This is a genomic window from Leclercia sp. 119287 (genome assembly GCF_009734485.1).
Classification (GTDB): Bacteria; Pseudomonadota; Gammaproteobacteria; order Enterobacterales; family Enterobacteriaceae; genus Enterobacter; species Enterobacter adecarboxylatus_C.
In genome coordinates, this window is record NZ_CP046445.1 from 999,247 (window position 1) to 1,012,515 (window position 13,269).

20 protein-coding genes and 1 pseudogene are annotated in these 13,269 nt (G+C 54.8%); all 21 read left to right on the forward strand.

All coding sequences use genetic code 11. The features are described 5' to 3' along the window. The first annotated feature begins 79 nt into the window (after positions 1-79). The 21 genes and pseudogenes from GNG27_RS04860 (at position 80) to GNG27_RS04965 (ending at position 13,201) form a co-directional block, all read left to right on the forward strand. A complete protein-coding gene (locus GNG27_RS04860; protein ID WP_156263011.1) occupies positions 80-319 on the forward strand; it encodes a hypothetical protein in 240 nt (79 codons plus the stop codon). Next, complete coding sequence (locus GNG27_RS04865; RefSeq protein ID WP_156263012.1) at positions 319-636, forward strand: hypothetical protein; 318 nt, start codon at positions 319-321, stop codon at positions 634-636. Before GNG27_RS04860 ends, GNG27_RS04865 begins: the two co-directional genes overlap by 1 nt. A 333-nt stretch (positions 637-969) precedes the next feature. After that, positions 970-2,184, forward strand: a complete 1,215-nt coding sequence (locus GNG27_RS04870; protein WP_156263013.1) for an integrase arm-type DNA-binding domain-containing protein — start codon at positions 970-972, stop codon at positions 2,182-2,184. A 145-nt stretch (positions 2,185-2,329) separates the two neighbouring features. Then, entirely contained in the window at positions 2,330-2,650 is a 321-nt protein-coding gene (locus tag GNG27_RS04875) for a hypothetical protein (protein WP_156263014.1), read from the forward strand. A 17-nt stretch (positions 2,651-2,667) separates the two neighbouring features. Further along, the gene (locus GNG27_RS04880; RefSeq protein WP_156263015.1) at positions 2,668-3,126 is read left to right on the forward strand and encodes a hypothetical protein; all 459 of its coding nucleotides are present in this window, start codon (positions 2,668-2,670) and stop codon (positions 3,124-3,126) included. A 249-nt stretch (positions 3,127-3,375) separates the two neighbouring features. After that, the gene (locus tag GNG27_RS04885) at positions 3,376-3,573 is read left to right on the forward strand and encodes an AlpA family transcriptional regulator (RefSeq protein ID WP_071681646.1); all 198 of its coding nucleotides are present in this window, start codon (positions 3,376-3,378) and stop codon (positions 3,571-3,573) included. Next, entirely contained in the window at positions 3,573-4,034 is a 462-nt protein-coding gene (locus GNG27_RS04890) for a hypothetical protein (protein ID WP_156263016.1), read from the forward strand. The genes GNG27_RS04885 and GNG27_RS04890 overlap by 1 nt, the downstream gene beginning before the upstream one ends. Positions 4,035-4,047: 13 nt before the next feature. After that, entirely contained in the window at positions 4,048-4,770 is a 723-nt protein-coding gene (locus GNG27_RS04895) for a Rha family transcriptional regulator (protein ID WP_156263017.1), read from the forward strand. Continuing rightward, positions 4,760-5,326: a BRO family protein gene (locus GNG27_RS04900; protein ID WP_156263018.1), complete on the forward strand. Its 567-nt coding sequence runs from the start codon at positions 4,760-4,762 to the stop codon at positions 5,324-5,326. The genes GNG27_RS04895 and GNG27_RS04900 overlap by 11 nt, the downstream gene beginning before the upstream one ends. 25 nt (positions 5,327-5,351) lie before the next feature. Continuing rightward, a pseudogene (locus GNG27_RS04905) lies at positions 5,352-5,648 on the forward strand (ash family protein); the annotation flags it as partial. A 35-nt stretch (positions 5,649-5,683) separates the two neighbouring features. After that, positions 5,684-5,878, forward strand: coding sequence for a host cell division inhibitor Icd-like protein (locus tag GNG27_RS04910; protein WP_156265058.1), 195 nt, complete (start codon positions 5,684-5,686; stop codon positions 5,876-5,878). Positions 5,879-6,061: 183 nt separating this feature from the next. Next, positions 6,062-6,325 carry a nicotinic acetylcholine receptor subunit beta gene (locus tag GNG27_RS04920; RefSeq protein ID WP_156263019.1) on the forward strand — a complete coding sequence of 88 codons (264 nt, stop codon included), beginning with the start codon at positions 6,062-6,064 and terminating at the stop codon, positions 6,323-6,325. Further along, positions 6,322-6,543, forward strand: coding sequence for a hypothetical protein (locus tag GNG27_RS04925; protein ID WP_156263020.1), 222 nt, complete (start codon positions 6,322-6,324; stop codon positions 6,541-6,543). Before GNG27_RS04920 ends, GNG27_RS04925 begins: the two co-directional genes overlap by 4 nt. Beyond that, positions 6,540-7,154: a hypothetical protein gene (locus GNG27_RS04930; protein ID WP_231600430.1), complete on the forward strand. Its 615-nt coding sequence runs from the start codon at positions 6,540-6,542 to the stop codon at positions 7,152-7,154. Before GNG27_RS04925 ends, GNG27_RS04930 begins: the two co-directional genes overlap by 4 nt. A gap of 10 nt (positions 7,155-7,164) precedes the next feature. Next, entirely contained in the window at positions 7,165-7,509 is a 345-nt protein-coding gene (locus GNG27_RS04935) for a hypothetical protein (protein WP_156263021.1), read from the forward strand. Next, positions 7,502-10,282, forward strand: coding sequence for a DUF927 domain-containing protein (locus GNG27_RS04940; protein ID WP_197090561.1), 2,781 nt, complete (start codon positions 7,502-7,504; stop codon positions 10,280-10,282). Before GNG27_RS04935 ends, GNG27_RS04940 begins: the two co-directional genes overlap by 8 nt. Positions 10,283-10,472: 190 nt before the next feature. Beyond that, complete coding sequence (locus tag GNG27_RS04945) at positions 10,473-10,922, forward strand: single-stranded DNA-binding protein (RefSeq protein ID WP_156263023.1); 450 nt, start codon at positions 10,473-10,475, stop codon at positions 10,920-10,922. Positions 10,923-10,931: 9 nt separating this feature from the next. Then, a complete protein-coding gene (locus GNG27_RS04950; protein WP_156263024.1) occupies positions 10,932-11,411 on the forward strand; it encodes a ProQ/FINO family protein in 480 nt (159 codons plus the stop codon). Beyond that, on the forward strand, positions 11,395-12,384 hold the full coding sequence (locus GNG27_RS04955) for a helix-turn-helix domain-containing protein (protein ID WP_156263025.1): 990 nt from the start codon (positions 11,395-11,397) through the stop codon (positions 12,382-12,384). The genes GNG27_RS04950 and GNG27_RS04955 overlap by 17 nt, the downstream gene beginning before the upstream one ends. Continuing rightward, positions 12,377-12,679: a PerC family transcriptional regulator gene (locus GNG27_RS04960; protein WP_156263026.1), complete on the forward strand. Its 303-nt coding sequence runs from the start codon at positions 12,377-12,379 to the stop codon at positions 12,677-12,679. Before GNG27_RS04955 ends, GNG27_RS04960 begins: the two co-directional genes overlap by 8 nt. Before the next feature lie 144 nt (positions 12,680-12,823). Continuing rightward, positions 12,824-13,201 carry a hypothetical protein gene (locus GNG27_RS04965; RefSeq protein ID WP_156263027.1) on the forward strand — a complete coding sequence of 126 codons (378 nt, stop codon included), beginning with the start codon at positions 12,824-12,826 and terminating at the stop codon, positions 13,199-13,201. The last annotated feature ends 68 nt before the right edge of the window (positions 13,202-13,269 follow it).

Sequence of the window (13,269 nt, forward strand, 5' to 3'; positions counted from 1 at the left end):
TTTGAAACAGGCAATGGAGCTTGATCTGCAACTCCTTTAAAACTACTGTATATAAAAACAGTATAAAGGAGTGCAGATCATGCCCCGCCGTCACGACATTCACGCCGCATTTGTGGCCGCAGTACAGCTAAACCCCAAGGGCTACCGATGCTTGCGTACTGAAGACTTTATCCGGGAACTTGCAAAGGTCCATTGGCATTTCAGCCGGGCCGATGCCAACGAGTGGATAGAGCGATACCAGGAGTGCTTCGTCGACAAGACGCCGGACGACAGTGAGAATCGCCTCTGGATGCTCCGCAACATGGGGAGGGTGCTCTGATGGGATTTCCTTCACCGGCAGGCGACTATGTAGAGCAGCGGTTAACACCTGAGCGCATCTGCGGTATAGGCATGGACAGCCGCATACTGGAAACGTCGGCAGGCTTTGCCGTTATCGAACCGGTTACCAGGCTGGTACAGAATCAAGTCCTGCTGATTTTGTCCGGCGGCCGCACTCAGTTTGCCCGGGTCATGGGCAGGGCGTTGATTTGTGATGATGGTGAAGCGATAGAGGGATCTGCAGCGGAAGAGGTTGAGGTGATGGGGCGGGTGACGTACTTCATCAACAGTGCGATCGAAGACGACAGGGTGGTGTGAGACAAATGTGGGACACTCATGGCTTTTCTGGCTTTGTCGTGTCTTCACATCTTTTGGCATCATGGGACGTGTGAGCGCAGGGATGATGCGGTAAGTTACTGTGTTAAAAAGCAGTTCTTATAATTCGTAATGCGAAGGTCGTAGGTTCGACTCCTATTATCGGCACCATTCAAACGTCTCCTAACGTCTACTCAAGTCTATTAAAACCCCGTATAATCTAGCAATACAGCCCTCTTTAGTATTTTGAAGTCTACTGGCATATCCCAAAATCTACACGTGATTGGGGGTATATTAGGGGGTATATGCTGTTCGGTCTTATGGAGATACCCCCAGATGAAGCTCAACGCCCGCCAGGTCGATACCGCCAAGCCCAAGGATAAGCCCTATAAACTTGCTGACGGGGGTGGGCTTTACCTTCTTGTTAATCCCAATGGTGCTAAATACTGGAGACTCAAGTATCGGGTGGACGGAAAAGAGAAACTGCTCGCTTTAGGTGTGTATCCAGACGTTACCCTAGCCGATGCGCGTTCTAAACGTGACGAGGCAAAAAGGGGTATCGCTGGGGGTATCGATCCTAACAAAGCAAAACGGGAAGAAAAGGCCAGTCGCGAAGCTCAGGTAAACAACACATTTCTGGACATTGCTACGGAGTGGCATTCGAGTAAGTTAAAGAAGTGGTCTCCCGGGTATGCCTCCGACATTATGGAAGCATTCAAAAAAGATGTGTTTCCCTACATTGGCAAAAAGCCAATTGCGGAGATTAAGCCGCTTGAACTGCTGAATGTGCTTCGTCGAATGGAGGGGAGAGGGGCTACAGAGAAAGCCAAAAAAGTGCGGCAGCGTTGCGGCGAGGTTTTTCGTTACGCCATCGTTACTGGCAGGGCTGAATATAACCCCGCTCCAGATCTCACCAGTGCCATGCAGGGGCATGAATCCAACCACTACCCTTTTCTGAATGCGCCAGAGCTTCCCGCATTTTTTGAGTCTTTATCCCGCTACTCAGGCAGTGAGCTGGTGGTGTTGGCTGCGCGCTTGCTCATTATTACCGGCCTCAGAACGGGCGAATTGCGCGGGGCATCTTGGCAAGAAATCGATGAGCAGGTCGCAGTATGGGAAATCCCTGCTGAACGCATGAAGATGCGCCGTCCACACATGGTTCCTTTATCCCAGCAGGCCCTATCCATCATTGCGCGTATTCGTGAAATCACTGGTAGATACCCTCTTATGTTCCCAGGGCGTAACGATCCACAGAAAACTATGAGTGAGGCCAGCATTAACCAGGTGTTTAAGCGGATTGGATATGCCGGGAAAGTAACAGGCCACGGATTCCGCCACACCATGAGCACAATTCTCCACGAACAGGGCTACAACACAGCGTGGATTGAAACGCAGCTGGCACACGTCGATAAAAACTCTATCCGCGGCACGTACAACCACGCCCAGTATTTGGACGGCCGCCGCGAAATGCTCCAGTGGTATGCCGACTATATGGATAGCTTGCAGCAGGGCGGGAATGTGGTTCACGGCTCGTTTGGTAAGGTCTCATAACTGGACGAATAGACAGTATCTGTATACCGGAGTAGACTTCTGTAAGCGTATAAAGAATAAGGCTATGTCTAGGCTGATCCCCGAAAACCCGTACACCTCTGCGGGCTGACATAGCCGCCAAAATCAGAGGGCGTGAGGTGGCGTTATGCTAGACATCGCTGAAGTGCTTAAAGCACGAGAAAATGAGTTTATAAGTTTAAGAGAATTGATTACTCGTATCAGACTACAGCAACCACATGTCAGTGAGTCTGATATCGCAAGTTTTTTATACATTGAAAATAGTAATAGAGATCTCCCTGAGTGGGTGAAGAAAGGCATTGCAAGCACGATTGAAGGGACCGATGGTGGATACCAAGACTCAGAATTGGAAACTCTTCTGAAGGTTATTCATGAGGAAGGTCATATGCCTGAGGTGACTCCACCACCTCAGCCTCCTATGGACTTCGATGATGATATTCCATTCTAGATCTGGAGATTAATGTTATGGCGGGATGGGGACAGCCGGCGCAAGACCATTGGTCAGCACCAGCATTTGATACATATGGCTTTAGGCGCTCCGAGCTGAAGCAGTTAGCGGATAAGCTTGGAATTGACCTTTCAACTCCTCTTGAGGACGTTAAGCCCACACCACTGAATGGTGTTGAGCAAAAACCACTTAGTGAAGCTGATGTTGAGATCCTGAAAATGGAAATTGACTCGCTTAAAAAGCAGGTTAGAAAGCTCGAAAATGAACGCCCTATTTTAATTAATAGGTATCGGGAAGATGACCCTCTATACCTTGCGATTAAAATTCGGAACCAAGAATGGGCAAAGTACGATCCTGAGAATGATAGGCAAACAAGAGGCAACCAAACAGCGATTGTGAAAGACCTGGAGGATAAGGGCTTTTCGAATGTCCAAGCCAAAGCAATCGAAATGGTCGCTTGCCCAATTAAACGTTAAGCAATTAACACCCTCAGGGATTATGCAGCATGATGCTTACCCTCAGGGTGAAAATGAAATTTTTATCCGTACCCTCAGGGCAACACCTGGCTTACCCTGAGGGTACGATTACAAATAGATCCACCGAGTACCCTAAGGCCTTAGGGTTTTTGATCAAGAATTATCCCTCATGCCTGAGGGTATGATTTTTTTAGATTTTTTCATGCCATCATTTATCTCGTAAACCGCAATAGACGTTACGAGGTAAACATGTCTCAGTCATTAATTCGATTCGCTGAAGTACAAAAGCGCACTGGTTACAGTAAGGCGTGGTTGTATCGCCTGATGAGCCAGCAACGTTTCCCCGCCGCCATTAAAATTGGTTCTCGCTCTATCGCTTTTATCGAAAGTGAAATTGACGAGTGGATCAATCAGCGTATCGCTGAATCACGTGGTGAGGTGGCCTGATGCAAATAAAAAACCGCCCGGAGAAGGCGGCAGTGCAGGAACGTTACAGCCCTGATACTACGCCAGTCATCCAGATAAAGCCAGTCAGCAAAAACGAAGCGTTTGCCACTCTTTTGCTGAAACAGCCACGTGGCGTTAATGCCCTGGACACCAATGCCCGCTCAGTAGACGACTTCGACCAGATCGGCACCGGCGCAAAGTTTTACACCACCTGTCTGCACAGCGATGTGTCAAAGTTCCGCAACCAGCACGGCGTTGATATTGCCGGAGAGAATGAGCGTTACCAATCGCGTCATGGCTATTCGGCTCACTTCACCCGCTATCGTCTGCCGGATCGCAATGCCGCATTACGCATTGTCACCCTGATTAACCGCTGGCGCGCAGAACGCGGCGCAGCCTCTATCCCTGCCGTCGAAGCGCAGCATCTTATTAACCAGTTCCCGGACACCACCGCCGCCTAACGGAGCCTGAAATATGAAACTGAATAATATGACCTTAACCGGTCAGGGCCTCGCTCACCCTGAATCCAGCCAGAGCGACATTTTGATTATCCATAAAGCGGAGCCCCGTATTGATTCTCGCGTCATTTCTGAGCGCGCCGGAATACAGCATGACAGCCTGAGCGCAACGATTAAATCGCACCAGGACAGATTGCGCGAGCTGGGAGCATTGCCCCGTCAGTCACTGAAAGAATTACCCGATTTGAAATCGGGAAAATCCGGACGCAAACGTGGACGTCCGGAGATTAGCTATCTGTTGAACGAGCCGCAGCTCGACTATCTGCTGCGCATCATCCGTGGGCGTGATTCTGAGCGTGTTAACCAGTTCAAGCTGGATGTCACCAAAGCGTTTGCACGTCGCCGCGCTGCCGGGCCGGTACGTCGTGAATATCTGCCGGGTTATCACGAAAGCCGTGACGGGCTGAAAGCGCTGGGCGCACAGCGTCACCATTACATCAATCTGGCTCGTGCTGAAAACCGCGTGGCCGGTCTTTCTGATGGTGAGCGCGGCAGCGCCGATGAGCAGCAGCTGGGCGTACTGATCGTTATGCAGAAGATTGAGCAGGCCGCATTTCAGGAAGCGATTAACAATGGCATGACCCCGACAGATGCGGTGAGAGAGGTAGCTAAGCGCATGGAGGCATTTGCCAGTCTGATGAGCGGCAGCCCGGTTCAGGAGGTTACCCATGTGCGATAAGCCAGTTTACCAGGCCAGCCCGGCTGACATTTCCGTTATCCGGTTTGAAGGCGCAAAAGTGCGGATCGTGAAAGTAGCAGGTGAGCCGTGGTTTGTTGCTTCCGATGTATGCCGGGCGCTTGAAATCAGTAATACCACCGAAGCGGTGTCCGCTCTGGATAGCGATGAAGTAATGACCCTAACTTTAACCGAGGGTCATTCTGGTAAACGTGGTGGTGCGCGCAGTTGGAACATGGTTGCAGAGTCCAGTTTCTACAAACTGATCGCCCGCAGCCGCAAGGCCACCACTCCGGGCACGTTCGCCCACCGGTTCAGTAACTGGGTATTCCGCCAGGTCATCCCATCCATCCGTAAAACCGGCTCATATGGTGTGCCGTTCGCGTTCCTGAACGACTTCACCCGCCGCAAAACGCAGTACACCCGAAAGGCCAGCAAGCGCGGCCACGACCTGCAGGCGTGCCGTAAGGAGAAAGAGAGCCTGAACCGGGAAGAGGATCAGCTCTGGCGCGATCACCAGCCGCAGCTGCCGGAAGTAGAGGGCACCGCAAATGACTAATGACGTGAATCAAGTTTTGCACCCTATGTACAAAAAGGGCTTGCCGTTCGTCCCCAACCAGGTTTATGGTTATAGCGTACCAGCAAAATCTGGTACCGGGATTGGCGTCCCGGAATTGTCAAAGGCGACACATGACGCGCCGAGCGTCTTTTTTTGTGTCGTTAATTCAGTACACCCTTTTTTCAGCGATACGGGTATAATCCGTGCCGCTCACAAAATTATGGTGGGCTGGATGGGGGCTTCTTCGGAAGCGCCGGTTACCTTTGACGCCGGTTACGCCAACCCTGTTCAGTCCATCACCAGTGAAATTGGCGTTTCCGGTGATGGGTTCTATGCCCAGTCAAAGGAGGCTGCCAAATGTTGGCTACTACCCCTACCCAAAATCCGCAATTTATCTGGATTATCGCCGCTGTTCGCCGCGATTGTCCGACAATCAAACCTGTTCTTCACCATGTTGCTGCTGCGACTGAGCGTGATGCTCGTCGTTCTCTGGTGCGTGATCACGTCTGTTTCTTCGCAGGTCGCATCCGTCAGGGGGTGGCCCATGCCTAAACCTTCACATAAATCCCGCATTGCGACAGTCATGCAATCCATTGAACAGGCATCCGCTGTTCTGATCGCCATCAGCCATGCAACCGAAAGCATGGAGCCCTGCGATATTTCCGACGCCATTGATGCCTGCTCAGGTCTGGTCAATAAAGCGCGAGCTGAACTGGCGATTATGGAGGGTGAAGCATGAAGATCGATATCCTTTATCGCCATCCGGCAGATTTAGCGGCCGAAACCATGCTTGGCCGTTTGCATGGTTACGCCGCCACATCCACGCAGGCAAGTCGAACCGTTGAGCGCATGACCCGTACCCGTGCCGGGCTGGTTTACATCATGACTGAACTTCTCCCCTCTCTCGATAAAGAAAAGGGCCAGGAGCTTTATTGCTGGCTGGATAAAGTTCTGACCCTGGTTGATGTAACACGCATTGATGCGGAGGGTGAGGCATGAGCAAGCTTCAACTGATTGATGCCACCTGTCAGGTAGAGCAGGCGCAGGCCGTCTTATCCATGTGGCTGGAAATTACCACCAAAGACTCCCATCCCGATCTGCCTCGTCTCATCGGTTCCGTTCTCACGCTGTTGCATGGCGTCCCGGAGGCAATGGATGAGGCGGAGGAGCAGTTAGCTGATTACGTGATGCGAGAACACCGGGAGGGCAAGGCATGAGCAACGTTCTGTCATTTCCTGAAAAGTCAGGCAATCCCGGCTTTACCAGCATTGAGTCAACGCCGGACGGAATCCGGCTTGATAACCGGCTGGTGGGCTATACCACCGCTATCCGTCAGCTTGATACCGGACGTTTTGATACCTCGCTGGGTGACGGCCTGCGCCTGGCGGCGGAGATCCAGCTTGGTGAAACCCGCGGATGGTTCAGTCCCACCGATGAACAAATGGCGCTTACCTGGCGCTGGATTGTGTCCTGCCTGTTTATCTGTGAGCAGCAGCGCGCAAACGGCACCGTGGAGGTGGCTAACGAGGACGGCGGAACTGATCGGGCGGTTATCTATGCCGGAGAACAGGGTGGCCTGAGCGTCTATCCAGCGACGGAACGATTCTCACTGGCAAGCCATATCGAGGCGCTGGCAATTGAAAAGTATGGCGTGGAAACGGGCCTTCCGCTGGCTGTGAAGATGTATCAGGGCATGACCGAGGTGGATCCATGTAGTGGGGCCCTGCGCCTGTCGCAGATGGGGCGTGAAGGACTGGCAATGCTTCACGACGGGTTTATTGAAATGCTGAATACCGAAGGTATGCCAGCAGCGCCGATCGCGCACTAAGGGAGGCGACATGATCACCAAAAATTTCCGTCTGAATGCGCTGGCAAACCAGTACGCGGCGGCACTGTACCAGCATATTACCACCACCAGCGGCGGCCATTTCATGATTGACGCTGGCAGCCAGCCAATCCGCGTTGAGATTGCCGGTGGCGTTAAAGGTGTCCGGGACTTAATCGACGGCTTCGCGCTGGAGGCCCTAAAAGAGCAGTACCCGCACGGGCAATGGGAGGGCATTGGCATTGAGCTGCTGGGCCGTTGCGTAAATGCTGACGGTCTAACGCCTGCCGGTATTGAGATATGGCAAAGCATGAATGCGGATATGGGCGCGACCGTTGCCGGGAGGAGTAATGCGTAATATCGACATGATCCGCCAGGTAGCGGATGCCGCTGCCGGTCGCTGGCCTGACGTGCTTTCCCTGCTGGCTATCGACGTTCCCGCCTCGCCGCGCGCACAGGTGCCATGCCCGGCATGCGGTGGTAATGACCGCTTTCGGTTTGACGACGACGGACGCGGAGCGCACTTCTGTAACGTGTGCGGGGCCGGTGACGGGCTGGAGCTGGTGAAGAAGGTCAATAACTGCGATACGACCCGTGCCGCGCTGCTGGTGGCGGATGTGCTGGGGATGGATGTACGCGCCATGCACAAATCAACCGGAGAGGATGTATCACAGCTGGCGCAGCGCCGGGCCGAACGTGAGCAGCAGCAGGCTACAGAGCGTCGGGACATGGCGGCGCGGTTCGCTGCCAGTCTGGACAAACTGATCGCCCAGTCGCTGCCGGGAGAGCCTGTTTATCTGACTGCGCGCGGTCTGGGTGGCTTTACTTTCCCCGTTCTGCCGGATGGCTCCCTGATGCTAACTCTGGCGAGCAGCGCCGGTATCACCACTGCCGTGCAAATCATCGCGCCTGACGGCGGCAAGCGCCTTATTTCAGGATCTGCCATTACCGGGGCGTGGCATGCCGTGAACGTGCCTGAAGAGACTCCGCTGCCGGAGCCTCAGACGGTGATTATTGCCGAGGGGCTGGCGACGGCCCTGACTGCCCACCAGCTCCGCCCGGACGTGCTGGCGGTGGCCGCAATTAATGCCGGAAACCTGAAGCCGGTGGCGCTGGCGATGCGCAGCCGGTACCCGGAGGCGCAGATCATCATTGCGGCAGATAACGACTGGCATGCAGAGGGCGAGACGGATGACCGGGGCAAACTGAAGGTGAACACCGGGCGCATCAGCGCAGAGAAAGCCGCCCGGGTCGTTACCGGATGGGTGGCCCTGCCTGCAGGCGATTTCAAAGCCGACTGGGACGATCTACGCCAGCGCGACGGCATTTCCGACACACGTGCCGCGTTCATTGAATCACTGTATCAACCACAGGGAGAAGAAGTATCTGTGTTACCTGAAGTGACCGTGAAAGATAGCGCCAGCCAGAAACAGATCGCACATAAGCCCTGGGTGGCATGCCGTCACAATGGCCTTTACTGGGTGGAACCAAAACCCAACAAAGACACCGGCGAAATTGACGAGAAAGAAACCTGGCTGTGTGACGAGCTGGAAACCGTCGGCATTGGTCAGGACGGGCGTGAAAGTTACCTGGTGATCCGGCTTAAACCGGAGGGCAGCGCCGCCGTGATGTTTGAGGCGGTACCGCGCCGGGAAGTGGGCCAGCCTGCCGGTTGGGCGCGCCTGCGCTCGCGCGGGGTAAACATCACCACCCGCAAATCCCTGCTCGATATTCTGGGCGATCACCTGCAGAGAAAGGGTGAGCGAACACAATGGACCATCACCCAGACCGCCGGCTGGCATTGCGGCGCTTACGTCATGCCAGACGGGGAGATTGTCGGCACGCCGGATATGCCAGTGGCGTTCTGCGGCGGCACCTCGGCGGTGGCGGGCTACGTGGTGCGCGGCAACGTTAAGCAGTGGCGTGACAACGTGGCAGCGCTGATGCGGGGCAATCAGTCAATGATGCTGGGTGCGCTGGTGGCGTTTGCGGCCCCGCTTAACTCGCTGGCGGGCGGATCCTGCTTCGGTATCCACCTGTTCGCGCAGTCTTCTGCCGGGAAAACCACGACCGTGGAAGCCGCTTCCAGTATCTACGGTGTACCGGACATGCTGAAACTCTCCTGGTTCACTACGGCCTACGGGATGACGGTGGAAGCAGCCTCACGCAATGACGGCTTCCTGCCCATTGACGAGATCGGCCAGGGCGGGGACGCGAAACAGGTATCCACCAGCGCCTACACGCTCTTTAACGGCGTCGGCAAGGTTCAGGGAGCCCGGGAAGGCGGGAACCGTGCAGTACTGCGCTGGACGGTGGCGGCACTCAGCACCGGCGAGGAGGATTTTGAAACCTTCATGCTGAAAAGCGGGATCAGCCCCAAGGCCGGGCAACTGGTGCGCCTGGTCAGTGTGCCGTTCGTGGATACCGTGGAATTTAACGGCATGGATGACGGTGACCAGCACTCCCGGGCAATTAAACGGGAGGCGGCACGTTACTGCGGTGCGGTGGGGCGTGAGTGGATCGCGCTGCTGGCCGCTGACAAAGAGGCTGCCATCCAGATGGTAAATACCCGGGAATCTGAATGGCTGGAGAGCCTGCCGGAGGGAGCCTCACCGCAGGTTAAGCGCGTGGCAACACGCTTTGCGTTGCTGGATGCGGCGGCAGCGCTTTCAGCACCACTGACAGGGTGGAGCGCCAGCGAGTGTAGTACTGCTGTTCGCCTGAGCTTTAACGACTGGCTGGAGAATTACGGACTGGGCAACCGTGAAAAGCACCAGGTGGTGACCCGGGCGCGCGACTTCATTCAGCGCTACGGCCTTTCACGGTTCCAGCCTTATGCCACAAGCAAGGTAAACGGCAACATGGATGAAACCCACGCCCAGCGCATCCTGAACCTTGCCGGGTATCTGGTTGACGGCCGCCGGGAGGACGGGCGCAAGGAGTACCACATCATCCCGTCAGTGTTCGAGACGGAGATCCTGTGTGGCATCCAGAAGAAACTGGGTGGTGAGGCGCTTGAGGATGCCGGAATGCTGGTTCGTAAGGAGAAGGGGAGGCTTGACAGCCGCACCATCAGCATCAACGGCACGCAACAGCGGTTTGTGGTTCTGGTGGATGTGGAAGAGGACTAATCCAGCCAGCAGTAAATCTCGTATACGCGCGTAAATGGCTGGGATAAGTGGGATAACGGGATAAACAGACAGTGATTGCTTATATAACAGTAAGTTAATGTATTTAAGTTTATACCAAAGTTATCCCAGGTTATCCCGCAAATCAGCCTGATACGAGCCAGTTTTTCTCTATAGTGTGAGGATTTCACCCATGACAGCACAGATTTCAGCTTACGGGCGGCTGGTGGCAGATGTGCAGAGCCGCACCACCAGCAACGATAAACCGATGGCATTTACTCGCATGGCGGTGGCGCTGCCGTGTCAGAAAGCAGAGAACGGAGAGGCCACCTTCTGGCTGGCGGTCACCGCCTTCGGCAAACAGGCCGAGGCGCTGGCGAAGCACCAGAAGGGCGACATGGTGAGCGTGGCGGGCAATATGCAGGTGAACCAGTGGACGGGTAACGACGGCGGCACGCAGACCGGGTATCAGGTGATCGCCGACAGTGTGATCAGCGCCAGAACGGCACGCCCGGGAGGGAAGAAAGGTCAGCAGGGGCAGGCAACCGACGCGCTGCGCCGCGCGCAGGAGCAGCGACCACCCGTGCAGGGCTATGAGGACTACGACCAGACCCCGCCATATGATGATCAGGTGCCATTCTGAGGAAGCCGAATGATGAATGAAAACAAACGCCCCGTATTGCGCCTGAAACGCCCCACAGCAACCGCAAACGCAGCGGCAGGCAAAGAGGCGAATACAACATCGAAAGCCCCGCAGAAGGCCGCAGGCGCAGCAGGAGGCACAAAGCAGAGCAGGCACAACCGCAAAAAGCTGGAACTGCTGGTGACTCACTGGCCGGAAGTCTTCAGCCTGACGACGCCGCGTCCGCTGGCGGTGGGGATTGATAAGCAAATCGCCGCCGATATGGATGCCCGGAGCCTGACCGGTGCCGGGAAGGTGCGGGCCGCTATTGCCATGTACACCCGGCGCATTGGCTACCTGAAAGCACTGATCGCAGGCGGTGCGCGTTATAACCTCGCGGGGGAACCGGTCGGAGAGGTGACGCCGGAGCAGCAGCAGATGGCGAGAGAAAACCTCTCTGCCATGAACGGCAAGATCACGGCAGGGGGTGACCATGCGCCTGACGCCTGAACAAAAAGCGGAGATCATCCGCCTTAAACGTCGGGGCCTTGGATATGGCCGCATTGCTGGTGAGATGGGTATAAAGACCACCACGGTACGCGCTGTCTGTAAGCGTAGCGGCCTGTTTGATGATAACCCGGCCCACGCTGCGTTGTTTACCATCCCTGAGCCGCAGCACAGCACAGAGCTGGCGACGGTGAAGCCATTGCCGCAACAGAAAGTGGTGACCGGGCATAAGCAAACTGACGCTTACCTGTGGGTGCTGGAGGTGATTAAGCTGAACGAACCGGCGCACCTGGCCGCAGCTGAGGAAGCTCTCAGTAAGCTGACAATTGACCCGAAGGACGCCGAGAGGCTTTACCGCGAGTGGCTGCTACTCAATGGAGTGGATGGGCTCAACGTGGCGTTTGGGACGATGTTTATGGATGACCCTCAGTACTTCATAAGCCGGGCAAAGGAAGGCATCGCCAGTGCCCGCCAGGTTAGGGCGCATTACGGCAGCTATGATGCTGCGATGGAGCCAGTGGCAGCCGAACTACTGATTGACCAGTCAGCGCTGCTGGTGGGTGATGACTTCGGCATGACAGAAGAGGAGTTAGCCGAAGGCGCTACCTATGGCATCGATCGTCATCTTGAGGTCGAAAGTGCCCGGAAGGCAGCACATAACGGCTTTTGCGACGTCCTGCCAGACCCTCATACCCTTTCTGACGTGGTGCGTGAGTTCGAATACTGGAACTGGCTCTATGAGATGCGCCACACTGCCAGCAAAGAGCTGGGGTGGCAGTACGGCGCGGAGCACCGGCAGGAGGTCTACGACCGTGAGGATTGGCTTGACGGCAAGCTGTCGATCATCCGGCCACGCCACCAGCGCGAGGCCGTGGACGTGCTGAAATGGCTGCTACAGAGTGAGCGCCATGATGGCCGTGACGAGCTGGATGGCATACTGCTTAACCTGGTGGGAGGGAGTACAGACAATGACTGATATTCAACGGGTAAGTGATTTGCTGGCTGAGGAGCTGGACGGCAAGGGGCTGTATCGCCGGGCCGCTTCCCGCTGGCTGGTCGTGCTGGAGCAGTGCGCTGATGAGAAAGATCGGGAATGGGTGGCCCTGCGCCGGGCGAGGTGTATCGACAGCGCCAGGCTGCCTCCTGCGCGTGCTGAAGGCTTCGGAGAGGTGCGCCGCGCGGCTGGTGCCACACACACCAGAATGGGGCTGGCGCAACTCAACGGAAGCGCGTTCCGGTTAAAGGGTAAACGCGGAGACCAGCCGACATAATGTCGGTCTCTACTGAGAAAATAACGTAATGTGCAGGGCGTGCATTTACTCAATCCCTAAGTATTGCGTTGATGGTAGGATGAATACCATGCGTCTTTTTGGCATTAGAAATTTAAGATAAAGCACTCAGAGGGAATTAGGACGATGAATAAAGGTGTTGTTTTGTTTTTTTCGTGTCTCTTAATCACAGCATGCAAACCTTCTCAAGAGAAAGCGGTTGATTTGGCTAAAACTGAAATATCTCATGACATGAAAGATCCTGCATCGACTCAATTTAGAGATGTTTTAACGAAAAAGGTTGGTGAGAAAGAAGATGGGTCGGTAGTAATGTTGGTCTGTGGCGAGGTCAATTCGAAAAATAGTTTTGGGGCATACTCAGGTTTTTCTCCCTTTGTGATTGCTTTAACTATGAAATCGAAAGGGATTTTCTCCACCGGGGTGGAATATACAGTGGAAGGTAAGACCATTGATGGAACACCCACAGACAGTAACACTTCCCCCACGATTAACCCCTGCAAATAACATCAAATAAGACCCTGCATTGCAGGGTTTTTTTCTGCTTATTCATTTCATTTTATGCAACAGTTGTC

Excerpts from the sequence above, each read along its gene's own strand:
- GNG27_RS04945 (WP_156263023.1), top strand. The coding sequence starts at position 10,473 with ATGACAGCACAGATTTCAGCTTACGGGCGGCTGGTGGCAGATGTGCAG.
- GNG27_RS04880 (WP_156263015.1), top strand. The coding sequence starts at position 2,668 with ATGGCGGGATGGGGACAGCCGGCGCAAGACCATTGGTCAGCACCAGCA.
- GNG27_RS04960 (WP_156263026.1), top strand. The coding sequence starts at position 12,377 with ATGACTGATATTCAACGGGTAAGTGATTTGCTGGCTGAGGAGCTGGAC.
- GNG27_RS04895 (WP_156263017.1), top strand. The coding sequence starts at position 4,048 with ATGAAACTGAATAATATGACCTTAACCGGTCAGGGCCTCGCTCACCCT.
- GNG27_RS04935 (WP_156263021.1), top strand. The coding sequence starts at position 7,165 with ATGATCACCAAAAATTTCCGTCTGAATGCGCTGGCAAACCAGTACGCG.
- GNG27_RS04875 (WP_156263014.1), top strand. The coding sequence starts at position 2,330 with ATGCTAGACATCGCTGAAGTGCTTAAAGCACGAGAAAATGAGTTTATA.
- GNG27_RS04940 (WP_197090561.1), top strand. The coding sequence starts at position 7,502 with ATGCGTAATATCGACATGATCCGCCAGGTAGCGGATGCCGCTGCCGGT.
- GNG27_RS04900 (WP_156263018.1), top strand. The coding sequence starts at position 4,760 with ATGTGCGATAAGCCAGTTTACCAGGCCAGCCCGGCTGACATTTCCGTT.
- GNG27_RS04885 (WP_071681646.1), top strand. The coding sequence starts at position 3,376 with ATGTCTCAGTCATTAATTCGATTCGCTGAAGTACAAAAGCGCACTGGT.
- GNG27_RS04860 (WP_156263011.1), top strand. The coding sequence starts at position 80 with ATGCCCCGCCGTCACGACATTCACGCCGCATTTGTGGCCGCAGTACAG.
- GNG27_RS04890 (WP_156263016.1), top strand. The coding sequence starts at position 3,573 with ATGCAAATAAAAAACCGCCCGGAGAAGGCGGCAGTGCAGGAACGTTAC.
- GNG27_RS04965 (WP_156263027.1), top strand. The coding sequence starts at position 12,824 with ATGAATAAAGGTGTTGTTTTGTTTTTTTCGTGTCTCTTAATCACAGCA.
- GNG27_RS04930 (WP_231600430.1), top strand. The coding sequence starts at position 6,540 with ATGAGCAACGTTCTGTCATTTCCTGAAAAGTCAGGCAATCCCGGCTTT.
- GNG27_RS04910 (WP_156265058.1), top strand. The coding sequence starts at position 5,684 with ATGTTGGCTACTACCCCTACCCAAAATCCGCAATTTATCTGGATTATC.
- GNG27_RS04950 (WP_156263024.1), top strand. The coding sequence starts at position 10,932 with ATGATGAATGAAAACAAACGCCCCGTATTGCGCCTGAAACGCCCCACA.
- GNG27_RS04865 (WP_156263012.1), top strand. The coding sequence starts at position 319 with ATGGGATTTCCTTCACCGGCAGGCGACTATGTAGAGCAGCGGTTAACA.
- GNG27_RS04955 (WP_156263025.1), top strand. The coding sequence starts at position 11,395 with ATGCGCCTGACGCCTGAACAAAAAGCGGAGATCATCCGCCTTAAACGT.
- GNG27_RS04920 (WP_156263019.1), top strand. The coding sequence starts at position 6,062 with ATGAAGATCGATATCCTTTATCGCCATCCGGCAGATTTAGCGGCCGAA.
- GNG27_RS04925 (WP_156263020.1), top strand. The coding sequence starts at position 6,322 with ATGAGCAAGCTTCAACTGATTGATGCCACCTGTCAGGTAGAGCAGGCG.
- GNG27_RS04870 (WP_156263013.1), top strand. The coding sequence starts at position 970 with ATGAAGCTCAACGCCCGCCAGGTCGATACCGCCAAGCCCAAGGATAAG.